This is a genomic window from Kocuria tytonicola (assembly GCF_003687175.1).
GTDB lineage: Bacteria > Actinomycetota > Actinomycetes > Actinomycetales > Micrococcaceae > Kocuria > Kocuria tytonicola.
This window is the reverse complement of sequence record NZ_RDEX01000001.1, coordinates 775066-798153: the sequence shown is the minus strand read 5'-3', so window position 1 is coordinate 798153 and position 23088 is coordinate 775066. Positions and strand designations below refer to the sequence as shown.

Annotated in this window: 23 protein-coding genes; 7 read left to right on the top strand and 16 right to left on the bottom strand. The window is 73.6% G+C overall.

From position 1 onward, the window contains the following. Positions 1-33: 33 nt before the first annotated feature. Both EAE32_RS03610 and EAE32_RS03605 read right to left on the bottom strand, forming a co-directional pair. The gene (locus EAE32_RS03610; protein ID WP_243635561.1) at positions 34-1734 is read right to left on the bottom strand and encodes a DUF7059 domain-containing protein; all 1701 of its coding nucleotides are present in this window, start codon (positions 1732-1734) and stop codon (positions 34-36) included. 114 nt (positions 1735-1848) lie between these two features. Next, positions 1849-2322, bottom strand: coding sequence for a pyridoxamine 5'-phosphate oxidase family protein (locus EAE32_RS03605; RefSeq protein WP_121864205.1), 474 nt, complete (start codon positions 2320-2322; stop codon positions 1849-1851). A 258-nt stretch (positions 2323-2580) separates the two neighbouring features. On the opposite strand from EAE32_RS03605, the gene EAE32_RS03600 reads away from it, so the two are divergent. Then, entirely contained in the window at positions 2581-4911 is a 2331-nt protein-coding gene (locus tag EAE32_RS03600) for a DEAD/DEAH box helicase (RefSeq protein ID WP_121864777.1), read from the top strand. A gap of 138 nt (positions 4912-5049) precedes the next feature. Here the strand turns inward: EAE32_RS03600 and EAE32_RS03595 are convergent, their stop codons facing one another. The 7 genes from EAE32_RS03595 to ssd all read right to left on the bottom strand — a co-directional run bounded on the left by EAE32_RS03595 (position 5050) and on the right by ssd (position 10592). Further along, entirely contained in the window at positions 5050-5421 is a 372-nt protein-coding gene (locus EAE32_RS03595; RefSeq protein WP_243635560.1) for an Rv3654c family TadE-like protein, read from the bottom strand. Next, positions 5405-5848, bottom strand: coding sequence for a TadE family type IV pilus minor pilin (locus tag EAE32_RS03590; RefSeq protein ID WP_243635653.1), 444 nt, complete (start codon positions 5846-5848; stop codon positions 5405-5407). Before EAE32_RS03590 ends, EAE32_RS03595 begins: the two co-directional genes overlap by 17 nt. Positions 5849-6026: 178 nt before the next feature. Beyond that, entirely contained in the window at positions 6027-6404 is a 378-nt protein-coding gene (locus tag EAE32_RS03585; RefSeq protein WP_121864203.1) for a DUF4244 domain-containing protein, read from the bottom strand. Between the two features lie 150 nt (positions 6405-6554). Further along, positions 6555-7043: a type II secretion system F family protein gene (locus tag EAE32_RS03580; protein ID WP_243635559.1), complete on the bottom strand. Its 489-nt coding sequence runs from the start codon at positions 7041-7043 to the stop codon at positions 6555-6557. 281 nt (positions 7044-7324) lie between these two features. Next, positions 7325-8092, bottom strand: a complete 768-nt coding sequence (locus EAE32_RS03575; RefSeq protein ID WP_243635558.1) for a type II secretion system F family protein — start codon at positions 8090-8092, stop codon at positions 7325-7327. Then, positions 8086-9285 (bottom strand): TadA family conjugal transfer-associated ATPase, encoded by a 1200-nt coding sequence (locus tag EAE32_RS03570; protein ID WP_121864202.1) that lies wholly within the window; start codon positions 9283-9285, stop codon positions 8086-8088. The genes EAE32_RS03575 and EAE32_RS03570 overlap by 7 nt, the downstream gene beginning before the upstream one ends. Beyond that, the gene (ssd, locus tag EAE32_RS03565; RefSeq protein WP_121864201.1) at positions 9282-10592 is read right to left on the bottom strand and encodes a septum site-determining protein Ssd; all 1311 of its coding nucleotides are present in this window, start codon (positions 10590-10592) and stop codon (positions 9282-9284) included. Before ssd ends, EAE32_RS03570 begins: the two co-directional genes overlap by 4 nt. Before the next feature lie 252 nt (positions 10593-10844). Between ssd and EAE32_RS03560 the strand changes: the two genes are divergently transcribed. Then, positions 10845-11414, top strand: coding sequence for a hypothetical protein (locus tag EAE32_RS03560; protein ID WP_124035154.1), 570 nt, complete (start codon positions 10845-10847; stop codon positions 11412-11414). A gap of 6 nt (positions 11415-11420) precedes the next feature. On the opposite strand, the gene EAE32_RS03555 is transcribed toward EAE32_RS03560, so the two are convergent. Then, a complete protein-coding gene (locus EAE32_RS03555; protein ID WP_207803850.1) occupies positions 11421-12098 on the bottom strand; it encodes an aminoacyl-tRNA hydrolase in 678 nt (225 codons plus the stop codon). A gap of 279 nt (positions 12099-12377) precedes the next feature. Here EAE32_RS03555 and EAE32_RS03550 point away from each other — a divergent pair, with 279 nt between their 5' ends. Together EAE32_RS03550 and EAE32_RS03545 are read left to right on the top strand one after the other, a co-directional pair. Then, positions 12378-12824: an HD domain-containing protein gene (locus EAE32_RS03550; RefSeq protein WP_121864199.1), complete on the top strand. Its 447-nt coding sequence runs from the start codon at positions 12378-12380 to the stop codon at positions 12822-12824. Between the two features lie 190 nt (positions 12825-13014). Then, positions 13015-14772, top strand: a complete 1758-nt coding sequence (locus EAE32_RS03545) for a bifunctional 3'-5' exonuclease/DNA polymerase (protein ID WP_165860439.1) — start codon at positions 13015-13017, stop codon at positions 14770-14772. Positions 14773-14825: 53 nt separating this feature from the next. On the opposite strand, the gene EAE32_RS03540 is transcribed toward EAE32_RS03545, so the two are convergent. Beyond that, positions 14826-15608: an NUDIX hydrolase gene (locus tag EAE32_RS03540; RefSeq protein ID WP_121864197.1), complete on the bottom strand. Its 783-nt coding sequence runs from the start codon at positions 15606-15608 to the stop codon at positions 14826-14828. 11 nt (positions 15609-15619) lie between these two features. Beyond that, positions 15620-16483 carry an endonuclease III gene (gene nth, locus EAE32_RS03535; protein ID WP_121864773.1) on the bottom strand — a complete coding sequence of 288 codons (864 nt, stop codon included), beginning with the start codon at positions 16481-16483 and terminating at the stop codon, positions 15620-15622. Between the two features lie 182 nt (positions 16484-16665). Here nth and acs point away from each other — a divergent pair, with 182 nt between their 5' ends. Next, positions 16666-18618 carry an acetate--CoA ligase gene (gene acs, locus EAE32_RS03530; protein WP_121864196.1) on the top strand — a complete coding sequence of 651 codons (1953 nt, stop codon included), beginning with the start codon at positions 16666-16668 and terminating at the stop codon, positions 18616-18618. Between the two features lie 171 nt (positions 18619-18789). Beyond that, positions 18790-19236, top strand: coding sequence for a type II 3-dehydroquinate dehydratase (aroQ, locus tag EAE32_RS03525; RefSeq protein WP_165860438.1), 447 nt, complete (start codon positions 18790-18792; stop codon positions 19234-19236). A 3-nt stretch (positions 19237-19239) separates the two neighbouring features. On the opposite strand, the gene EAE32_RS03520 is transcribed toward aroQ, so the two are convergent. Next, complete coding sequence (locus EAE32_RS03520; RefSeq protein ID WP_121864194.1) at positions 19240-20424, bottom strand: MarP family serine protease; 1185 nt, start codon at positions 20422-20424, stop codon at positions 19240-19242. Positions 20425-20682: 258 nt separating this feature from the next. On the opposite strand from EAE32_RS03520, the gene EAE32_RS03515 reads away from it, so the two are divergent. Next, on the top strand, positions 20683-21360 hold the full coding sequence (locus tag EAE32_RS03515) for a Crp/Fnr family transcriptional regulator (RefSeq protein ID WP_121845447.1): 678 nt from the start codon (positions 20683-20685) through the stop codon (positions 21358-21360). Positions 21361-21425: 65 nt separating this feature from the next. Here EAE32_RS03515 and EAE32_RS03510 read toward each other — a convergent pair whose 3' ends face one another. The 3 genes from EAE32_RS03510 to EAE32_RS03500 are packed head-to-tail and all read right to left on the bottom strand — an operon-like array spanning position 21426 to position 23036. Beyond that, a complete protein-coding gene (locus tag EAE32_RS03510; RefSeq protein ID WP_121845446.1) occupies positions 21426-22340 on the bottom strand; it encodes an NUDIX hydrolase in 915 nt (304 codons plus the stop codon). Positions 22341-22342: 2 nt separating this feature from the next. Then, positions 22343-22822, bottom strand: coding sequence for a RidA family protein (locus tag EAE32_RS03505; RefSeq protein ID WP_121864772.1), 480 nt, complete (start codon positions 22820-22822; stop codon positions 22343-22345). A 19-nt stretch (positions 22823-22841) separates the two neighbouring features. After that, positions 22842-23036 (bottom strand): DUF4177 domain-containing protein, encoded by a 195-nt coding sequence (locus EAE32_RS03500; RefSeq protein WP_121864193.1) that lies wholly within the window; start codon positions 23034-23036, stop codon positions 22842-22844. Positions 23037-23088 lie beyond the last annotated feature (52 nt).

The window sequence follows — 23088 nt, the reverse complement described above, 5'->3', positions numbered from 1 at the left end:
CTGCGGATCAGGGGCGCGGTCCTGCTCCCGGGCTCAGTCTTGCACCTCCAGCAGGAACCCGTGCACGACGAGCCCCTCGATCTCGTCCAGCAGCTGCGCCGACGGTCCCTCCGTCCAGTCCAGCAGGGCGCCCAGGGCCGTGAGGATCTGGCGGGCGGTGAGCTCGCCGTCGCACACCCCCGCGAAGCCCGCGGCCTCGCTGGAGAGGATCACCGTGCGCCGCAGTCCCGCGCCCTGCCGCAGCAGGATCAGCGAGGGGTCCTCCGCACCCGGTGCGCCGTGGCGCTCCTCGGTCACGTCCTGGGCCACGGTGTATCGCCGGTCCAGCCAAGCCCGGTCCGTTCCGGCCGGGTACCCGTCCGGTGCTCCCGCCGTCGCACGTGGCGCTGCAGCGCCGTCGTGATCGTTCGTGGCTGCGGCCTCGCGCGCCAGGCGCACGGTCCGCTCCCACTCGGCGGCGAGCGCCGGGGCGATCGGCTGCTGGATGGGGTGGGGCACCGTCTCGAAGATCCGCGGCACGGACGACGACGCCGCGGCGTCCTTCGCCGCGGCGCTGACGGGGCGCTGGAGCCACACCATGCCGAAGCCCACCGCGGCCACGTCCCGGGACGCGAAGTCGTCCAGGTAGGCGGCGTAGGCACGGTCGAAAGCCTCCGGATCGCGCTGCTGCGAGGCGTCCTGCAACCAGGTCTCGGCGTACTCGCACGGGTCCTGCAGCTCGCGCTGGACGATCCACGCGCCGGTGTCACGGGGGATCCAGGAGTCCGGGCCGCGGGACCACGTGGCCTCGGGAGCCTCCTGGTCATCGCGCGGGATCTCCCAGTTCGCGAGCAGGTGCGCGGTCCCTCCGGGGTTCAGCACGGAGGGCAGGGTGGCCAGCAGCTCCCGCACGATCCGGTCCCCGGGCAGACCGCCGTCCCGGTAGGTGAAGCGCTCCTCGGCCCGCTCGCTCGCGGAGCGCGGGGTGATGACGAACGGCGGGTTGGAGACCACCATGTCGAAGCGCTCCCCCGCCACCGGTTCCAGCAGGCTGCCCAGCACCAGACGCACCCGCTGCTCCGGGTGCTGCGGGTCCAGCCCGAGGGCCGCGGCGTTGAGCACCAGGTTGAAGCGGGTGGTGGCCAGTGCACGCTCGGAGATGTCCGTGGCGGTCACGTGGGCCGCGTGCGCGAGCAGGTGGAAGGTCTGGATGCCGCACCCCGTGCCGAGGTCCAGCGCCCGGTCCACGCTGCGCCGCGGGGTGGACTGCACCAGGGTGGTGGAGGCCCCGCCGATCCCCAGCACGTGGTCGCGGCGCAGCACGCCCGGGCGCTGGAAGGCCCCCAGGTCGCTCGCCACGTACAGCTCCGCGGACGAGTCCGTGGCGTAGGGGCGCAGGTCCATCGCGGCGCGCAGCTCGGGGTCACCGTCCGTGGGCTGCCCGGAACCGGTCTCCACCAGCCCCAGCCGGTCCAGGCCGTGGGCGCCCACGGCGGGCAGGGCAACGTCGAGCGTGGAGCGGCGGACCGGGTCGCCCAGGAGGAAGAACGCGACGAGCGCGCTCAGTGCAGGGTCCCCGGCCCCGTGGCGCCGCAGCGCCCGGCGCGCGGGCACGGCCTGGTCCCGGGACCACGCGGCCATGGCCTGCGCACCCAGCAGATCCGTGACGCGGTCCACGGTGAACTGCGCGGCCGTGAGGTCCGCGTGCAGGCGGGCGACCAGGGCGGCGTCGTCCGAGCGCGGGGCGTCAGTCACGACGGTGAACGGGACGGCCCCGGAAACGGGGGTGCCGGACGGGCCGGAGGGGGAGGCTGCCGCACCGAGCGGCGCGTCACCGGACCCTGTGGAGCGCGACGGGGCGGTCACCGCTCAGTGACCCAGCCGGAACGCGCGGCCGGTGATGCGGGTGGGGGTGATCTCCACGAACTCGATCTTCTCGGTGTTCAGCCACGGCCGCAGCCCGAGCTCCTCCACACGCCTGATCTCGTCCGCGTCCGTGATCATGGCCGCGGTGCCGCGGACCACCACGGAGTGCGCCTGGGAACCGGACGTGCGGTCGATCTCCACGGCCACGTTCGGGTTCAGCTGCAGGTGCAGCACCTTGGTGCCCTTGGCGGAGCGGAAGTAGAGCTTCTCCCCGTCCGAGACGATGTTCAGGGGCGTGATGTCGATCTCGTCCCCGTCCCGGGTGGCCAGGCGGGCGAAACGGGCCTGCTTGAGAAGCTCCCAGCTCTCCTGCTCGCTCAGCTCGGTCACCGGTGAGGTGCCGGGGGCGTCCTCGCGCAGGTCCTCGTGCTCGTGGGCGATGTTCATGGGGTGTGCGTGCTCGGCGTCGTTGCTCATGTCTCCATGATTCCACGCAGGTGCCCGCCGCGGGTGAGGACGGCGGGGCGTGCCGCCGGCGGCCTGCTCGGGACGTGGGCCGGACGGGAGACCGGCGCGGCGTCGTTGAGGTGCGGTGCGGCCCCGGAGGCCGGTCGGGGGTCGGTGCGGCGACCGCCTGGCGCCCCGGGCGCGGTGCGGCAGGGGCGCGGAGCGCACTCCGTCCCAGGAACCCGGGGTCCGTTCGTGGTCCACCGGCGGGTGGGCGAGAATGACGGCATGAGGACGTCCCAGGACATGGTGGACCTGCTCGGGCGCGGACCGCGTCCCGAGCAGGTGCGCCACGTGCGCGAGATCCCGGAGCGCCGTCCCGAGCACGCCCCGTGGCCGCAGTGGGTGCACCCGGACGTGGCCGCGGCCTTCGAGCGCCTCGGCATCCACGAGCCCTACGCGCACCAGGTGGCCGCCCTGAACGCGCCGAAGCACGCGATCGTGGCCACGGGCACCGCGTCCGGCAAGTCGCTCGTCTACCAGTCCCTCGTGCTGGACGCCGTCCACCGGGGCAGGCTCGCCGTGGCCGAACGCCCCGGACTGCTGCACCACCCGGACGAGGCCACCGCGCTGTACCTCTCCCCCACCAAGGCGCTCGCGGCCGACCAGCTGAGCTCGCTGCGCGCCCTGGGTTTCGACGACGTCCGGGCCGCCACGTACGACGGGGACACGGACCCCGGCGAGCGCCGCTGGATCCGGGAGCACGCGGACGTGGTCCTCTGCAACCCGGACATGCTGCACCACGGGATCCTGCCGCACCACGCCGGCTGGTCCCGGTTCTTCCGGCGGCTGCGCTACGTGATCGTGGACGAGGCCCACTCCTACCGCGGGGTGTTCGGGTCCCACGTGGCGGTGGTGCTGCGCCGGCTCACGCGGATCGCCGCGCACTACGGGGCGTCCCCGCGGTGCATCGGGGCCTCCGCCACGAGCGCGGCGCCGCAGGACTCGTTCGCCAAACTGGTCGGCGCCGCCCCCGAGGACGTCACGGCCATCACGCAGGACACCTCTCCCCACGGCTCGCGCACGGTGGTGCTGTGGGAGCCGGAGCAGTCCCCCGGCGGTTCGGACAACGGCGCTCCACGACGCCGCACGGTCACCGCGGAGGCCTCGGACATGCTCACGGACCTGGTGCTGCGCCAGATCCGCACGATCGCGTTCATCCGCTCCCGCCGCGGTGCGGAGACGATTGCCCAGGCCGCCCACCGGCAACTGGAAGAGGTTGATCCCTCGCTGGGCCACCAGGTGGCGGCCTACCGCTCGGGTTTCCTGCCGGAGGAGCGGCGCGAGCTGGAGCAGCAGCTGCGGGACGGCCGCCTGCTGGGGGTCGCGAGCACGTCCGCGCTGGAGCTGGGCATCGACATCGCCGGGCTCGACGCCGTCCTGGTCGCCGGGTGGCCCGGGACCCGCGCCTCCTTCCTGCAGCAGATCGGGCGGGCCGGACGGGCGGGCCAGCATGCACTGGCCGCGCTGATCGCCGGGGACGACCCCCTGGACGGGTACCTGGTGAACCACCCGGAGGCGATCTTCGACGTCCCCGTGGAGGCCACGGTGTTCGAGGCCTCCAACCCCTACGTGCTGGCACCGCACTTGTGCGCGGCCGCGGCCGAGCTGCCCCTGCGCCCCGATGAGCTGGCGGTCTTCGGGCCCACCGCCCGGGAGGTGCTGGACTCCCTCACCGCGGCCGGCCACCTGCGGCGCCGCCCCACGGGGTGGTTCTGGACCCGGTCCGAGCAGCCCGCGGGCATGGTGTCCATCCGCTCCGGGGACGGCGGGCCGGTGCAGATCATCGACTCGGACACCGGCACCGTGCTGGGCACGATGGGTGCGCCGCAGTCCCACTACCAGGCGCACCCGGGAGCGGTGTACGTGCACCAGGGCAGGACCTACCTGGTGGACGAGCTGGACGAGGAGCTGCACGTGGCCGCGGTGCGCCGGGCGTTCCCGGACTTCTACACCGTAGCCCGGGACGTCACCGAGGTGCGGGTGGTCTCCGTGGCGGAGTCGACGCAGTGGGGTCCGGTGAGCATCCACCGCGGTTCCGTGGACGTGACCACCCAGGTGGTCAGCTACCAGCGCAAGCTCGTGGCATCCAACGAGGTGGCCGGGGAGGAGCCGCTGGAGCTCCCGCCCCGGCAGCTGTCCACCGTGGCCACGTGGTTCACGGTCTCCGGTCCGCAGCTGGCCGCCATGGGCATCGAGGAGCCGGACATTCCGGGGGCCCTGCACGCCGCGGAGCACGCCATGATCGGGCTGCTCCCCCTGCTCGCCTCGTGCGACCGCTGGGACGTGGGCGGGCTGTCCACCGCCCTGCACGTGGACACCGAGCTGCCCACCATCTTCGTGCACGACGGCCACCCCGGCGGGGCCGGTTTCGCCGAGCGGGGCTACGAGATGTTCCGGCGCTGGATCACGGCCACCCGGGATGCCATCGCCCAGTGCGAGTGCGAGTCCGGGTGCCCCTCGTGCGTGCAGTCCCCCAAGTGCGGCAATCGCAACAACCCCCTGGACAAGGCCGGAGCCCTGAAGTTGCTCAACGGGGTGCTGCGCTTCGCCCCGTGAGCGGGTTCCGTTCGGGCGGCCGCGGGCGCCAGACGGCGGCGTTCTTCCTCACACGACACCGGCCTGTGCCATCCGGTTTCTGCCGGTGCCATCCGGCTCCGGCCGTCCCCGCCCGGGGCGCCTCAGGGGACGCAATCATCACGGCTCCCCCGGTGGCGGTCCGGCGCGGGACACCCCGCGAGCTGGACCGAGGGCGGTCAGCGGCGGGGGCAGCTCGATGGCCGCGGTGACGTCCACGGAGGTCCTCTCGGGTTCCAGCACCGCGCACGCGGCCACCTCCGCCCCGTTCTCGCCGGCCACCCGGGCGGCCTCCTCGCACGGGATGCCGGGCCGCAGGCCCCGGGCGACGTCCGCCGCCGCGAGCGCCGCCAGGTCCGCGGCCTTGGCGGCCCGATGGGTGGCGATGCCCGCCTGCGCGACCAGCAGCAGGGCGAGCAGCAGCGTGCACAGCACAGCGGCCAGGGTGAGCCCGTGCACCGTGCCGGAGCCCTCGTCACGGTGCTCCACCACCGGCTCCCTTCTCTCCACCGACCGGGTCCGGACCGTCGGCCGCGCCACCCTCGCCCCCGGTACCGCGTCTGCCGGAGCCGCCCGAGCCGCCGTCCGACGGCGCGCCCGCGGGGCTCTCCACCGCGGCACTCGCGTGGGCGTCGAGCCGCCAGGTGCTCCACCGGCCCAGGATGCCGGGGGCCGGTCCGCTGATCGTCACGGTCACACGGTCCGCTGCGGCTCCGACCGCCACGGAGGCGGTGTCCCCGGCGATCTCCCGCGCGGTGCTCTCCACGACGGCGCTGCTCTCGCCGCGTGCCGCAGCACGCGCCGACGCCCGGGCCGCTTCCTCGAACCGCAGCGTGGTCATCCCCGCAGCCGCGGTTGCCAGGAGGACCGCGAGCAGCAGGACGAGGGCGGGCATGATCACGGCGGTCTCCACCGTCACCGCGCCCCGGTCAGGATCGGACCGGGACGAACGTGCCGGTCTGTGTTGTCTCATGTGGAGCCTCTCCTCTCCCGATCTTTGGTGGACCGGCTTGTAGTGGTGGCATTCCCGCAGCGGCGCCACCTCGGGCGGGGTGCGGCGCCGGCGGCCCCGCACCCCGCCTGCCGGGCCCGGCACGTCAGAAGGACAGTGCCTTCTGGATGATCCCGAGCAGCATCCCGGACACGGAGTCCGAGGAGAGCACCGCGGCCATCACCCCGCCGAACGCCGCGGCGGCCAGCACGATGACCGCGTACTCGGCGGTGGACGCCCCGAGGTCGGGATCGTCCCAGTTCAGCGGGGCGGGGGCCCGCCCTGCGCGGTGCGGATCGGTGCCCGGCGCGGGATCCCGGTCGGCGTCCCACTCCGGGGCGGACCGGGCCATCCGCTCCCCCGGGATCTCGGTGGCCCCGGCGCCCCCGCTCCACGGCGGCGGGCACTGCGTTGCGTGCGGGCGCGTCTCCTCGTGCTCGGGGCGGAATCCGGTGGGTGCTGCGGCAAGGGTGGTCGTGGACATGGTGGTTCTCCTCTTCGGTGGGTCGTGCAAGTGTTCGACGGGTCGTGCGGTGGATGGGCGGTGCGGGCGGTCTGCCGGTGTCTCCGGGGACGGCCACGACCGGTCCGGGCGGCCCCCTCGGCCGCATCAGCACCGAGTTCGGACGGCCGCTCATGACCCGAACACCCGGGGCAGCAGGCTCATGAGCACGGGCACCACGCCCCAGCACATGAAGGCGGGCAGGAAGCACAGGCCCAGGGGCAGGACGAGCTGCACGGCGAGCGCCTCGGCCGCCCGTTCCGCGCGCCGGTACTGGGCACGTCGCACCAGTTCCGCCTGGCCGCGCAGCACGGAGGCGGACGCGGTCGCGGACGTGGCCGTGAACTCCAGTGCGTCCCGGACGTCCCGCATCTCGCGGCTGAGCTCCCGGTCACCGGGCCACGCGGTGTCCCACGGCAGTCCCAGCCGCAGCGCCCCGGCCACCCGTGCGAGCTCGGGGTGGGCCGTGCCGGCGCAGCTCTCGGCCAGCACTCCCAGGGCTTCCGCGAGCGGCAGACCGGCATCCAGCTGGCACGCGGTCAGCTCCACGAGCGCGGCCGCGGGCAGGGCCGGGAACTGCTCGGACGCCGCCGCACGGTCACCACCGGCACGGGACCGCACCTCCGCGGCCCGGCCAGAGCGGCTGCGGGGCAGGACACCTCCCGCGCTGCGAGTCGCAGTGCTGGACCCGCGTCCGTTCCCAGAGCCCCCGCCCCTGTTCCCGGCGCCCGCACCGGCCCGCCCACCCCCGCCGCCACCGGCGAGCGCACCCCGCGCGGTGGTGGGCCGGATGGAGAGGCCGGCGGAGCGGCGTCGTCGTGCGGTGGTGGGAATGCGAGAACCGGGAGTGAGCCAGAGAAGCAGAGCACCGCCAGCGAGCAGCCCGGCCAGGAGGGAGGCGATCATGACCCGGTCACCGCCTCGGCACGGTGCATGAGGGTGCGCGTCCAGAGTCGCCCGGCGATGCTCAGCGCGGCGCCCGCGGCGAGTGCCACGCGCCCCCACACGGTGGTGAGCAGCGTGGTCACGGGATCGGTGCCCATGAGCACGCCGAGGCCCAGTGCCAGAACGGGGAGCCACGAGAGCGTGCGGACGGTGACGCGCGGCCCGGCGAGCGCGCTCTCCCGGGCGGCCTGGGCGTCCAGCTGGGACTCGAGGGACTGGGCCACCCCCGAGAGCGTCTGGGCCAGGGAGGCCCCGGAACGCTCCGAGATCTCCCAGCACGCCGCGAGCTGCGCGCACACCGAACGGGCGGTGGCGGAGAGCATCCGGTCCCCCACGGGCGCGGGGCGACGTGCGAACTGGGCGAGGGCCGTGGAGACCGGGACTCCCACCTGCGCGGCGGCAGCCACCTCCCGGCACACGCGGGCGATCCAACGTCGTGTGGGATCGGAGCCCGCGGCCGCCGGGGCGAGCTCCCCGAACACGGCCGCCGGGGCACGGCCCGCGTGGAGCAGTGCCGCGAGCCGCCGCACCGCGGTGACCCACTGCATGGCCTCCGCGGCCCGGTCCCGGCGCCAGCGCGCCAGCAGCCCGGGGGCGGAGGGGTCGTTGGCGGTGCCGGGGCGAGCCAGCAGGAGCGCGCGAGCGCGGGCGGCGGTCCCGGGCATGCCGCTCCACACCAGCAGGGCAAGCAGCACGAGGGCGCCGGAGAGGACAGGGATCAGCACGGGACATCACGCCCCCGGGACAGCAGGGCGGCCAGTCGCGGCCACCCGGGGCCCTTCCCCGGCTGCCCGGAGGTCACGGTGAGGGCGGGGCGGGTGGTGAGCACGCCGTCGTCGAGGTGCAGGGTGCACACCGAGTCCAGGCGCCGCCCGGCGGGGGTGCGGCTCACGTGGGCCACCACGTCCAGGGCGCTCGCGGCCTGCAGGTCCACGGCCTCCCGCCCGAGCCCGGCCAGCGACCCCAGCGCGGCGAGACGGGCGGGCACGGCACGGGCCGAGTTCGCGTGCACCGTCCCGGCACCGGAGTGCCCGGTGTTCAGCGCGGTGAGCAGCTCGCGCACCTCCGCACCGCGGCACTCCCCCACCACGAGCCAGTCGGGGCGCATCCGCAGGGCCTGGTGCACGAGGTCCGCGAGGTCCACGGACCCCGCTCCCTCCACGTTCTCCTGGCGGGACTGCAGCCCCACCACGTGCGGGTGCTCGGGGTCCAGCTCGGCGGCGTCCTCCACGAGCACGAGCCGCTGCTCCGGCGGGCACTGGGAGAGCAGCGCGGAGAGCACGGTGGTCTTGCCGGAGCCGGTGGCCCCGCTGATCATGAGGTTCACGCGGGCGGCCACCGCGTCCGTGAGGACGTCCGCGACGAACGGGTGGACGCTCCCCGAGGCCACCAGGTCCGCGAGCGACAGCCGTTGCGGTGCCCGGAAGCGGATCGAAAGCAGCGTCCCACCCGTGGACACCGGCGGGATGACCGCGTGCACCCGCAGGCCCGTGGCGGTCTGCACGTCCACGCACGGGTGGCCGTCGTCCAGCCGCCTTCCCGCCGCGGTGACCAGGCGGACCGCGAGGGCCCGCACCTGGGACTCCGCGGTGAACGGCGAGGCCACCCGCTGGATGCCCTCGGTGGTCTCCACCAAGACGTTCTCGTGCCCGTTGACGTACACGTCGCTCAGGCCCTCCACGGGCAGCAGCGGCTCCAGGGGCCCGAGCCCGGTCAGCTGCGCCTTCACGTGCTGGGCGGCCCGGACCGAGCCCACGGCGCCGAGCACCCGCCCGGTCTCCCGCACGGCACGGGCGATCCGGGTGTCGGTGACGGCGCCGCCCTCCGCGAGCAGCCGTTCGCGCACCTGCGCCACGAACGCGTCGTCGAGCACGGCGGCCGGATCGTGGCCCTGCACACCGGGGGACGCGGGGTTCACGAGGTCCCCTCCAGGGCGTCCGCAATGCGGGCCACGGCCTTGGCGTGCCGGGAGATCCGGCCCCGGCGCAGGACGGAGCCGTCGTCCAGGTGCTGCGGCACGCGGGGGTCGAACGCGAGGGTGGCCACGCACGGCACACCGGTGGCCTCCGCGAGAACGCGGGGTTCGACGTCGGCCACGTTGAGGCCCGCGAGCACCGTGACCGCGGGCACCGCACCGCACGTGAGCACGGCGTGCTCGGCGGCCAGCACCCCGCGCACCGTGCGGGGTGCGAGGACCACCACGGCGTCGCACCAGGGCGCCTGCCGGGCGAGGTCCGCGCGGGAGAGGTCCACCACCTGCACCGCGGCGGCCCCGCGCAGGGCGGAGATCACGGTGGCCGAGGGAACGGTGTCCGCGTGCGTGGCGTGGCGGTCCCACGAGAGGTAGCGCAGCGCGTCCACCCGGGGCATCGCGGCCCACAGCTGGTCCGCGGCCACCGCGCCGGAGAACTGGTGCAGCTCGGGCCAGCGCAGCCCGTCCTCTGACTCCTCCCCGAGCACCAGGTCCAGGCCGGTGCCCAGGGGGTCGCCGTCCACGAGCGCTGTGTCCGTCCCCCGCGCGGTGAAGTGCCCCGCGAGCCAGCAGGCCGCCGTGGAGGCCCCCACTCCCCCGGTGGCGCCCACGACGCCGTACACCCGCCCGAGCGCGCTCTCCGCCGTCTGCTGGGTGGACCGGGACACCAGTTCCGCGAGCCAGGCCGCCGCGTGCGGGAGCACCACCACGGCGGTCGCCTGGAAGCGAGTGGCCACGTCCCACGCGTCCCCGTTGCCGGCGAGCGCCACCACCACGCACCCCGGCGGCACACCGTCCCCGCGCCAGTCGGCATCCACGAGCACCAGGTCCGACGACGCCGCTGCCACCCCGCTCTCGCGCGTCACCGTGAGCTGCGCGCCGGCTCCGATGCACACGGCGTCCACCGCTTCCGCGAGGTCCGGGGAGTCGGTGAAGAGGCGGACACCACGGCCACCCGGCCGGCCGGGTGCCCCGGCGGACACGGCCTGACCGGTGTAGAGCCTCGGGGCGATGGGACCGTCCCAGGCGTGCGCACCGGGGACGTGGGCACCTCTTGGGAGACCTGCACTACCGGGATGGTGGGCGGCCAGGGACTGGTGCCCCTGGGGGTAGGACCCGGAGTACCCGACGGTGCAGGCCTCTGCCGCGGCAGGCAGGGCCCGGTCCGCAGCAGCCTCGGGAGCGGCTCGCCGGGCCCGACGGCGAGGATCCGTGGGCGGTGCCCCGGGGTTCAGGATGTGTGCGCTGGTCATGCCCCCACGGTGGCCGGGCGGCACCGGGGCGTGGGCCCGAGGATGACGGTTTGTGGAGGCCCCGGCCCTCCGCCGCAGATGGAGGCAGGGTGTGCAGGGTGGACGCCGTGCAGGGATCGGGAGCCGGGGTGTTCCCCTGCCCTCCGGGCGTGCCCATCAGTTGTGGCTGGGGCTCGTCACGATCCGGTGACGATGCCCAGGTCTGGCCGGAGGGCCATTGTCCCCGCGGGGTGCACCTGCCAGCGTGGGTGGATGGACATCAAGCCCGTCACCCGAGCAACCGTCGCGAAGGCTTTCGTCGGAACGGTGGCGTATCTCGTGGGCCTCGTGCTGTTTCTCTGGCATGTCAACGGACCCCTGTCACACCCCATGATGATCGCCATGGCCTCGGCGGTGGTCGTCGTTCTGACCCTGGAGCTACGGGCGTTTCCCGAGCGGCGGCGGCGCGAGGACGGGATCGAGATGACGATCCACGGTGCGCGGTGCCAGGGCAGCACCGTCGTGGAGGCTCCCGCGAGCGAGATTCCCCCACTGGTGCAACGGGCGTGCGAAGCGAACCCGGAACTGGATCTCACCCTCAACACCGTCGAAGGAGGGAGGGCGTCTACCGGAATAGCGTTCACCTCCTGGGGTGAACGCCTCCGATTCGTCGTGCGACCCCTCTCCGCCACACGCACCGCTGTGACGGCCACATGTCGCCCCGCCTTTCCCCTGGAGCTCACCAACTGGGGCCGCAGCGAGAGGCACCTCCACCGATTCCTCAGCGGAGTCCAGCAGGCCGCCGCAACCCGGTCCGCCGCCCTCCCGCGGCCGATGTCCTGACCCCGCTCACCCCCACCACGCCCGCGTGGTGTCCGTGGGGCCGTCCAGCTCGGTGAGCCCCGCATCGGTCACGGTCACCGGCCGGTCCTTCCCCGCCCACTCGCTCGCCGAGGGAAACACCAGCCTCACCCGGAACCCGTCCGCGCGCCAGCGCTCGCGCACGTGGTCGGGCATCTGCTCCCACGCCAGCTGCGCCGCGTGACCGCACTGCGCCGCGAGCTTCCCGCTGGAGATGCCCAGCCCCGGAGCCACCTCCACGGCCACCACCACGTCCTCCGTGCGCGAGCGGCCGTCCGCGGGGAACTGCGTCCCGGAGACCTGCAGCTTGTGCAGGGCCTTGGGCAGCGGCCGCACCGGCGCCGGCACGAACGCCCGCACGGCCGCCACTCCGCTGCCCTCCGGCCCCTCGCGGCTGACCGTCACCCCGGGCAGCTGCTGCACGTCGTCCCAGCGCTTCCCGTCCGCCCGCCGCACGAGCTTGCGGATCTGCGCGTCCCGCCACGTGCGCACCGCCTCGTGCCACGGTCCCCCGGGGGCGCTGCGCGGATCGTCCAGCAGCCGCACGACGGCGCTCGCCGCCACCTCCGCGACGTCCACCTCCCGCGCGGGGCGCTCACGGTCCCGGTGCACCACCAGCTGCATGGCCCAGGGAACGTCCTGCTCGGTGCTGTCCTCGCTCGTCATGGCACCGAGTCTCCCACTCTCCCCGGCACGCCCCACACGCCCCTGTCCGCGCAACGCAGGCCGCGTTCCCGCGCAACCTGACGGCGCGGGCGGCGGATGGCGGCCGCGCGGAGCACTGCCCCGAGCCGTCCCCGACGCCGTCCCGGTCGCTTATGCGTGTCACCGCCCCTCGGTAGAAGTGGACGTACGCACGGAGCCCGGCGGCCACGGACCAGCCGCGCGGACGGTTCCCCGTCCGCACGTCCGGGATCGCCGCTCCGCCACCGTCGAGGAGAACCCATGAGCACGCTCACGGACCGCGCCCGGGACATCGCCACCCGCGCCCACCACGGTCAGACGGACAAGACCGGCGCCGACTACATCGACCACCCCCGCCGCGTTGCGGAACGGGTGCGCCACCACGCCGCGGCGGAGCAGCTGGAGGCCGCCCAGGTGGTGGCGTGGCTGCACGACGTCGTGGAGGACACCCCCGTGACCCTCGACGACCTCCGGGCGGAGTTCCCGGCGGACATCGTCGCCGGTGTGGACGCCATGACCCGACGCCCCGACGAGGAGCACGACGACTACTACCGCCGAGTGGCCGCCGATCCCCTGGCGCGCGTGGTCAAGCAGGCGGACCTGGACGACAACACCGATCCCGCCCGCACGGCCCTCCTGGACCCGGAGACCCGCGCCCGGCTCGAGCAGAAGTACGCCCACGCCCGCGAGGTGCTCGCCGCCGGGTGAGTCCGCCGGTGCGTCGTGGCACGCAGGCGGGAACCGCCGTGCTGATCCGCACCCCGGACGGTGTGGTGGAGGTCTCGTTGCGCCCCCCCCCGGGAACCACATGTTCCGTGTCACCTCCGGTTCGACGCGGACGGCCTCGTCGCGCCCCCGGGAACCACCGCTGTCGGAACCCCGCCCCATAATGAAGCCCATGCACATCGTGGTGGCCGCCGCCGAGCCCGGGACCTGGGTCCTGCAGGTGGTCTCCGCCAACGGTGAGCGCGCGGGGCAGGAACTGTTCGTCTCGGACGCGGAACTGCCCGGTGTCGTCACCCAGCGGGAGGAGGCCGCCGCGCGCGCCGGGGTGCAGACTCCGGTGTGGACCTGGCAGGACACCTCCGTACCCGCCGCGCTGCTGTGCGCCGCAGGAGTGTGGGTCACGCGCTGCCGGGACCTGGGGCTGTGCGCGACCATCCTGGCCACCGCCTCCACCGCACCGGGCTCGGGCGCGCCCGACGACGCCGGGGAACCCCGCCCGCTCGACTACCGTCCCGTGCTCGAACCAGCGGACCCGCGGCACGTTCCCGGGCCCCGGCCCCTCGCCACGGCGAGCAATCAGGGCTCCTTGTTCGCGGTTGCGGAGGAGCGCGGCCCGGGCGTCACGGAGCTGATCGCCGAGCTCGCCGCCCAGACCAGCGCGTGCGCCACCGCCCGGAACCCGCGGCGCCTCGAACGGCTGCTCAGCCTGGAGTCCCAGGGAGCCCTCGTAGCGGCGGGCATGCGCCACCGTGGCATTCCCTGGGATCCCGCGGTGCACGAGCAGATCCTGGAGGACATGCTCGGCCCCCGCCCGACCGGCGAGGAGCGCCCGCAGCGCATGCAGGAGCTGGCGGAGCAGGTCCGCGCGGCGCTGGCCGCGCCCACGTTGAACCCGGACTCGCCCGTGGAGCTGCTCAAGGCCCTGCGCAACGCGGGCGTGGACGTGGACACCACCCGCGCGTTCAAGCTGCAGGAGTGGACCCTGGTCAACGGCCAGCCGCAGGAGCAGCGCGTGGCCACCGTCGCTCCGGTGCTGGAGTACAAGAAGCTCTCCCGCGTGTTCTCGAGCACCGGCTGGCACTGGCTGGACACGTGGGTGCAGGACGGCCGCTTCCACCCCGAGTACGTGGTGGGCGGCGTCGTCACCGGCCGGTGGGCGGCACGCGGCGGGGGCGCCCTGCAGATCCCCAAGTACATCCGGGACGCCGTGCGCGCGGACCCCGGTCACGCGCTCGTCGTGGCGGACGCCGCCCAGCTGGAACCCCGGGTGCTGGCCATCCTGGCGCGCGACGACGCCCTGGCCGAGGCCTCGCGCGGCCGGGACCTCTACGAGTCCATTGCCCAGCAGGGTCAGGCCCGCGGCTCGGAGCTCACGGAGCGCTCCCACGCGAAGCTGGCGCTGCTCGGGGCCATGTACGGCGCCACGTCCGGAGCCGGCGGGCGGTTCATGCCGCAGCTCACCCGCATGTTCCCGCGCGCCGTGGGGTACGTGGAGCACGCCGCGCGGGTGGGCGAGCTCGGCCAGCAGGTGTGCACGTACCTGGGCCGCTGGTCCCCCGCGCCGGATCCGGAGTGGTTCGAGGTGCAGCGCGCCACGGACACGCAGGCCGGCGAGCGCCGCGCGGCGCAGGCGTCCCGCAGCCATGGCCGGTTCTCCCGGAACTTCGTGGTGCAGGGCTCCGCCGCGGAGTGGGCGCTCGCGTGGCTCGGACACATCCGCCAGGGCCTGCACACCGCCGGGATGGAGGCGGAGCTCGTGTTCTTCCTGCACGACGAGGTCATGGTGCACTGCGCGCAGGAGCACGCGGAGCGGGTGCGGCAGGTGGTCACGGACGCCGCGGAGCAGGCGGTGCGCACGGTGTTCGGGGCGGTGCCTGTGGAGGTCCCGGTGGCCGCGAGCGTGGTCACGTCCTACGCGGACGCGAAGTGAGCGGGACGCCACGGCGCACGTGGTGCCGCACCTCCCCTGCTGAACCCGAGCCCCTACGCCGTGCCTCCCATCCCCGGCGCCGGCCGCTTCACGGACCGGTCCCACTCCACGGCCCACCCGAGCCGGTCGAGGACGCGGTCCAGCACCACGCCCGTGAACCCCCACACGGTCACGGTCCCGTCCACTCCGGCCACGGAGAGGTCGAACGCCGGGGACTTGTAGGTCTGGCTCCCCCGGGTCACGGTGGCGTAGTAGCGGTGGGCGGGGTTGATGAGGTCCAGCACCGGCACGCGGAACACGAGGGAGGACTCCGCGTGGTCCACCACGTCCACCGGTGACTCCTTGCACCACCAGCCGATCACCGGGGTGACCATGTGGTTGCTCACGGGCAGAGGCACCTCGTGCAGCGCGCCGAGCACCTCCACACCGCTCGGGTCCAGCCCGGTCTCCTCGTGGGCCTCCCGCAGGGCGGCGCGCACGTGCGCTGCACTGACGGTCCCGCCGGGAACCTCCAGCGTGGTGCCCAACTGCCCGTCCGGCGGGTCCAGGCGCCCGCCCGGGAACGCCACCTGCCCGGGGTGCGCCCGCAGCGTGGAGGCGCGCTGCACCAGCAGCACGTCCAGGTCCCGCCCCGGCCCCTCGGAGTGCTCGGCGTACGCGGAGGGCACGCGGTCCAGCGCGCCGAAGAGGATGAGCACGGCGGAGTGCCGGAAGTTCTCGTCCAGCTGCCCGATCCGCCAGGGCTCGCGGTCCTGCATCAGCACGGAGTCACCGTGGCGGGCGAGCTCCACGAGCTGCTCGCGCGGGCCGCCCGGGTGGGGCTGGGAAGTGGTCATCGTCCGTCCTCTCACGCGCTGAGCGTGTGTCCCTCGGCGCGCAGCTGCCGCCGGGTGCGTCCCGCCATGAACCCGGTCAGCAGGTCCTCGCGGCCGGGTTTCAGTTCGTAGCCGAGCAGCTTCCGCGCCGCCTCCGGGTCCGTGGGGCCCTCCCCGTAGGAGGGGCACAGGTCCGCCACGGGGCACACCCCGCACGCGGGCCGGCGCGAGTGGCAGATCCGCCGCCCGTGGTAGATCAGCTCGTGGGACAGCTCCGTCCACAGCGCGGGCGGGAACATTGCCGCCACGTCCGCCTCCGCCTTCACCGGATCGTCCTGGGTACTCCACCCCAGCCTGCGGGCCAGGCGCCCGAAGTGGGTGTCCACGGTGATGCCGGGCACCCCGAACGCGTTGCCGAGCACCACGTTCGCCGTCTTGCGGCCCACGCCGGGCAGGGTCACGAGCTCGGCGAGCGAGCCGGGCACGGCGCCGTCGTACTCGTCCACCACGCGCGTGGCCAGGGCCTGGATGGAGCGCGCCTTGGAGCGGTAGAACCCCAGGGAGCGCACCATCTCCTGGACGTCCTCGGCGGGAGCCTCGGCGAGCTCGCGCGGGCCGGGGTACGCGGCGAAGAGCCCGGGGGTCACGGCGTTGACGCGGACGTCCGTGGTCTGCGCGGACAGGACGGTGGCGACGAGCAGCTGCCAGGCGTCGTCGAAGTCCAGCTCCGCCACGGCGTAGGGGTACGTCTGAGCGAGGATGCGCTGGATCCGCCGCGCACGTCGCGTACGCCCCAGGGCCGTCTCCGCCCCGGCACGACGACGCCGCGCGGCCGCCTGCTCCGCCTGCCGCGCCGGGACGAATCGCACGTGGGCAGCGGCGGCGGGGGTCTCCATGCCCTCGATCATGCTGTGCGCCGTGACGGGGGTCAAACCCGCCGGGCACCGCGGAACCGGGCCGACATGCACCCGCGCACGATGGAGCGCTCCCACGCCGTTCCACTAGGCTGAACCGGAGAATGTGAACTGCACCACGCGCCCGTGCGAGCGGCGCGCACCGGCCCCAGCGAAGGAGCACCATGACCCCGGATCCCGCAGCAGCCCAGCCCCAGACCTTCGCCCCCAGCGAGGAGTTCGCGGCGCAGGCCAACGCCACCGCGGACCTCTACCGGCAGGCGGAGGAAAAGGGGGAGGAGTTCTGGGCGAGCCAGGCCCGCGACCTGCTCACGTGGTCCACGCCCTTCACCGAGGTGCTGGACTGGTCCAACCCGCCGTTCGCCAAGTGGTTCCAGGACGGCACCCTGAACGCCGCGTACAACGCCGTGGACCGCCACGTGGCGGCCGGCAACGGTGACCGCGTGGCCCTGTACTTCGAGGGCGAGCCCGGGGACAGCGCCGTCTACACGTACGCGCAGCTCAAGGACGAGGTCTCCAAGGCCGCCAACGCGTTCGAGTCGCTGGGCGTCACCAAGGGCGACCGCGTGGCCGTGTACCTGCCCATGATCGCGGAGGCCGTGATCACCATGCTCGCGTGCGCGCGCATCGGGGCGATCCACTCGGTGGTCTTCGGCGGCTTCTCCGCGGACGCCCTGCGCTCGCGCATCGAGGACGGCGAGGCGAAGCTCGTGGTCACCGCGGACGGCTCCTACCGCCGCGGCAAGCCCACCACGCTGAAGCCCGCGGTGGACGCCGCACTGGAGAAGGGCGGCGAGTCCGTCCAGCACGTGGTCGTGGTCCAGCGCAACGGCGAGGACGTCGCCTTCCAGGACGGCCGGGACGTGTGGTGGCACGAGGCCGTGGAGAACGCCTCCACCGAGCACACCCCCGCGGAGCAGAACGCCGAGGACCCGCTGTTCATCCTCTACACCTCCGGCACCACAGGAAAGCCCAAGGGCATCCTGCACACCACCGGCGGCTACCTCACCCAGGCCGCGTTCACGCACAAGAACGTGTTCGACCTCAAGCCGGAGACGGACGTCTACTGGTGCACCGCGGACGTCGGGTGGGTCACGGGCCACACCTACATCACCTACGCACCGCTCGTGAACGGCGCCACCCAGGTGATCTACGAGGGCACCCCGGACTCCCCGCACCGCGGCCGGTTCTGGGAGATCGTGCAGAAGTACGGTGTGAGCATCCTCTACACGTCCCCCACTGCCATCCGCACCATGATGAAGTGGGGCGAGGAGATCCCGGGCGAGTGGGACCTCAGCTCCCTGCGCCTGCTGGGCACCGTGGGCGAGGCCATCAACCCGGAGGCCTGGACCTGGTTCCACCGCGTGATCGGCGGCGGGCGCTGCCCCATCGTGGACACCTGGTGGCAGACCGAGACCGGCGCCATGATGATCTCCCCGCTGCCCGGGGTCACCACCGCCAAGCCGGGTTCCGCGCAGGTCCCGCTGCCGGGCATCGCCGTGGACGTGGTGGACGACGCCGGGAACTCCCTCCCCAACGAGACGGACGGCTTCCTCGTGGTCCGCAAGCCGTGGCCGTCCATGCTGCGCACCATCTGGGGCGACGACGAGCGCTTCGTGAACACCTACTGGGGCCAGTTCGGGGACAAGTACTTCGCCGGTGACGGCGCCAAGCGGGACAAGGACGGCGACGTCTGGATCCTGGGCCGCGTGGACGACGTCATGAACGTCTCCGGTCACCGCCTCTCCACCCCGGAGATCGAGTCCGCCCTGGTCTCCCACCCCTCCGTGGCGGAGGCCGCCGTGGTGGGCGCCAAGGACGAGACCACGGGCCAGGCCGTCTTCGCGTTCGTGATCCTCTCGGACCAGGCCACCGCCGAGGGCCGGGACGCCACCGAGCTCGCCGAGGAGATCCGCGCGCACGTGGGCCGGGAGATCTCCCCGATCGCCAAGCCCAAGAAGGTGCTGATCGTCCCCGAGCTGCCCAAGACGCGCTCCGGGAAGATCATGCGCCGCCTACTCAAGGACGTCGCGGAGGACCGCCCCGTGGGAGACGTCTCCACCCTCGCGGACCAGACGGTCATGCAGCAGATCGTGGACTCGCTCGGTACCAAGTAGCCCGTCCGCACACCGCCGTCAGTGCGGGCGCGCAGCCGCCTGCCGCTGCCCCGCACGGCTCGGCCCGGCTCGGACCACGACGCCGCCGCGGCGCCTTCTCCCCGGAAGGCACCGCGGCGGCGTCGCCCGTCCCGGGGGCCGTGCGCGGGGTCGATGCGCTTGAATGGGGGCATGAGCGAGCTGCCGATCCACGTCCTCAACGGGCCCAACCTCAACACCCTGGGCACGCGCAGGCCCGAGGTCTACGGGCACACCACGCTCGCGGACGTCGAGACGAACGTGCGCGCCCGGGCACAGACGTACGGGCTGGAGGTCGTGTTCGAGCAGACCAACTGGGAGGGCCAGCTCGTGGACTGGATCCAGCGGGCGCGCACGGAGGCGTGCGGGATCGTGATCAACCCCGCGGCACTGACCCACTACTCCGTGGCCGTCCACGACGCCCTGGAGATGTGCGAGATGCCGGTGGTGGAGGTGCACATCTCCAACGTGCACCGCCGCGAGTCCTTCCGCCACACCTCGTTCGTGTCCCCGCAGGCCACCGCGGTGATCGCCGGTGCCGGGGTGCTCGGCTACGAACTGGCCGTGGACGTGGTCGCCCGCAACCTCGGGCTGGGCTGAGGCTCAGCCCGCCACGCACTGCCCCGTGGCCACGGTCCGGGTGGAGTCCCCGGCCGCGGCGAGGGCCTGCTGCACCCGGTCCACGGGGATCACGTACCCCGCCTCCCCCTGCACGGCCTTGGCGAACACCACGCCCACCACGTGCCCGGAGACGTTGAGCAGCGGCCCGCCGGAGTTGCCCTGCTCCACCTTGCCGGCAATCTGGATGATGCTGCGGGTCTGGGTCTCGCCCGTGGTCACGTTCTGCACGGGTGCGACGGCCTCGCCCTGGACCGTGGCGGGGCGCAGCGTGTAGGGCCCGCCCAGGGGGTAGCCCGCGAAGGACACGGCCTCGCCCGGGGTCACGGAGCTCTCCAGGGGCAGCGGTGACTCCGGCAGGTCCGGGACGCGCAGCACCGCGAGGTCCGAGGCGGCGTCGTAGTGCACCGTCTGCGCCTGGTAGACCCGGCCGTCTCGGGTCTCCACCACCGGCTGGTCCACGCCGGCCACCACGTGGGCGTTGGTGACCACGGTGCCCGGCTGGGCCACGAACCCGGAGCCGGTCTGGTTCTGCGCGCACTGGGCGGCCGTCCCGTAGACCTGCACCACGGACTGGCCCGCGTCCGCCACGGTCTGCGAGTCCGGGGTGTCCTTCGGGTCCGGAGCCGCCTCCGTGGGGAACAGCAGCTCGTCCAGCTGACGGATGCCCTGCGCGCCGCTGATCGCGTTGCGGGTCTGGGTCATGGCGTGGCGCACGGGGTCCGGGGTGAGCCGTTCGATGCCCCGCAGCACCTGGGAGGACGCCACCTGCTGGGACAGTGCGGGAATGCCCATCTGCCCCACCAGGGAGCCCAGGAGGGACATGAGCAGCGCCGCAACCACCACGTTCAGCACCGCACCGCCCAGGCGGTCCAGGATGCCCACCCCGGACTTCTCCAGCGCCCGGGAGAGCGCACCCCCCAGCAGGGAGCCCAGGAACTCGCCCAGCGCGAGCGAGACCAGGACCGTGAGCAGCACGGTGGGCACCTGCCACTGCCCGGAGGCGTAGGCCGCCACCACGGGACCCGCCCAGAACGCCAGCACCGCGCCCAGCACCAGGCCCAGCAGGGCCGCGAACGAGCGGAAGAAACCGCGCCGGAACCCCGCGACCAGATAGGCCACGAGCACCAGGATGAGCAGCACGTCGAGCAGGTTCAGGGCAAGGGTCATGACGGTCCTCACGGGTGGGGGGAACGCGGGGATCGGGCGCGTGTCGGATCGAGCATACGGGGGTGGACCGGGTGGCCGGGCAATCCGGAGAACACGTGCTGTTCACCCGGGTGCGCGCGGCGCGTTCACTGGACGTTCACACTGGGCACAACCCCACAGGTGGACCCGAACGGTGTGAAACTCGTTACGATGGACCGTAGTCATGCACGAGGCCCGCGCATCATATGGGCTCACCCCTTCTTCGTGAGGAGTTTTACCTTGGATACAGACGTCCTACGCCGCGCTCCGCTGTTCGCTTCCCTGGACGACGAGGCGTTCGCCGCTCTGACCGAGGAGATCACCGAGGTGGATCTCTCCCGCGGAGCCACCCTGTTCCACGAGGGAGACCCGGGAGACCAGCTCTACTTCATCGTCTCCGGCAAGATGAAGCTCGGCCGCACCGCGAGCGACGGCCGCGAGAACCTGGTGGCCGTCATGGGCCCGGGTGAGATCTTCGGCGAGATGGCGCTGTTCGACCCCAGCCCCCGCTCCACCTCGGCCACCGCCGTCTCCGAGACCCGCCTGGCCGGGCTCAAGCATGAGAACCTGCGCAAGGTCATCCAGCGCTCCCCCGAGGTCTCCGCCCAGCTGCTCCAGGCGCTCGCGCGCCGGCTGCGCCGCACCAACGAGAACCTCGCGGACCTCGTGTTCTCGGACGTCCCCGGCCGTGTGGCCAAGGCCCTGCTGGACCTCGCGGACCGCTTCGGGCGCCCCGCCACGGACGGCATCCTGGTGGCCCACGAGCTCACCCAGGAGGAGCTCGCCCAGCTGGTGGGCGCCTCCCGCGAGACCGTCAACAAGGCTCTCGCCGAGTTCGTGCAGCGCGGCTGGATCCGCCTCGAGGCCCGCGCCGTGGTCATCCTGGACCTGCAGCGACTCAAGCAGCGCTCGCGCTGACCCGTTCCACCCCACTGACGACGACGCCCGCGGCACGTGCCGCGGGCGTCGTCGTCAGTGGGGGCTCACCCGTCGAGGACGAGGACGGGCTCGCCGTCGCGCAGGTCCAGCCGTGGACTCCTGACCCGCAGGTCCCGCCGCGCCGCGAGGAACGCCACCGCGGAGCCCGCCTCGGCCACCGCCTCCACGGCACCCTGCACCCCCGGGGTGGTGAGTTCCATGAGGTCGAAGTGCCCCGGGTCCCCGGTCTGGGCGGAGTCCTCGGACTCGCTGCGGAACAGCTTGGGCACGGGGGTGGACCAGGGGTCCTGCAGCAGCATCCGCGCGTCCACCCACCCGAGCCAGGCACGGCCCTGCTGGGTGGCCAGCGGTGCCGGGCGCTGGCCCACGGGCACGGCGGCGGCGAAGAAGTAGAGGTCCACGCGCTGGTGCACGAAGTCCGAGGTGACCCAGTGGGACAGCGGACGGAGGCACTCGCTGTGGAAGGCCATGCTGCGCTTGGCCAGCAGGTCCGCGAAGGAGATCTCCTCCGCGGCCAGCTGCTCGCGTGAACGCATCCAGTCCACGCCCTCCACGTTCTCGGCCACCCCGTGCGTGGGTGCGCCGGCGAACAGGATGCCCGTCTCCACGAAGGTCTTGCGGGCCGCCGTGACCACGCTGCGCCGCGCCAGGCCAATGTCGTCCGAGAGCAGGCGGTGCGCCCAGTCCGCGGACGAGTGCCCGCGCCAGTCCAGGGGTTCGTCGTCGCTGGACTCGGTGATGCCCCCGGGGAAGGACAGGGTGCCCATGGACTGCCGCCCGGGGCGGTGCAGCATGAGCGTCTCCACCCCGTTCTCGCCGTCCCGCACGAACACCGTGGCGGCGCCGTGGCGCGGGGCGGAACCGTGCAGGCCCAGCCCGCGCTCGAGCCACGCCCGCGCCGCCTTGGAGTAGGCACGGGGCACCGTGAAGATGCGCTCGTTCCCGGGGGGAGCGGCCATGCTCAGGCGAACTCGACGATCAGCTCGACCTCCACGGGCGAGTTCAGCGGCAGCACGCTCACACCCACGGCGGAGCGGGCATGCACCCCGGCCGCGCCGAAGACCCGGCCCAGCAGCGTGGACGCGCCGTCCACCACGGCGGGCTGGCCGTGGAAGTCCGGGGCGGACGCCACGAACCCGGTGACCTTGACCACGCGGCGGACCCGTTCCAGGACCTCGATCTGGGACTTCACGGCCGCAATGGCGTTCAGCGCGCACCGCTCGGCCAGCTCCGCCGCGCGCTCCGGGGACACGGTCCCCTCGGCGCCGGACTCGCTGACCACGCCCGTGGCCGGCAGCGACCCGGAGACCAGGGGCAGCTGCCCCGCGGTGTAGACGTAAGAGCCGGTCACGACCGCCGGGGCGTAGGCCGCCAGCGGACGGGCCACCTCCGGCAGCTCGAGACCGAGCTGCGCGAGACGCTGCTCACAGGTGCCGCTCATGGCGTCCGGCCTCTCCACGTCAGTTCTTGGGGCGCTTGAGGTAGGCGATCGGGTTGGTCTGCGCCGGCGCGTTCATGTTCCCGGCCGGGGTGTCCGCGGCCTGGGTTCCGGGCAGGACGGTGACGAGCTCCCAGCCGTCGTCCCCCCAGTTGTCCAGAATCTGCTTGGTGGCGTGGATCATGAGCGGCACGGTGGCGTATTCCCAAGTGGTCATGGCCCCACACTACTGGTCCCGGCCCCTGACCGGGCGAGACCCGCCCCGGGAA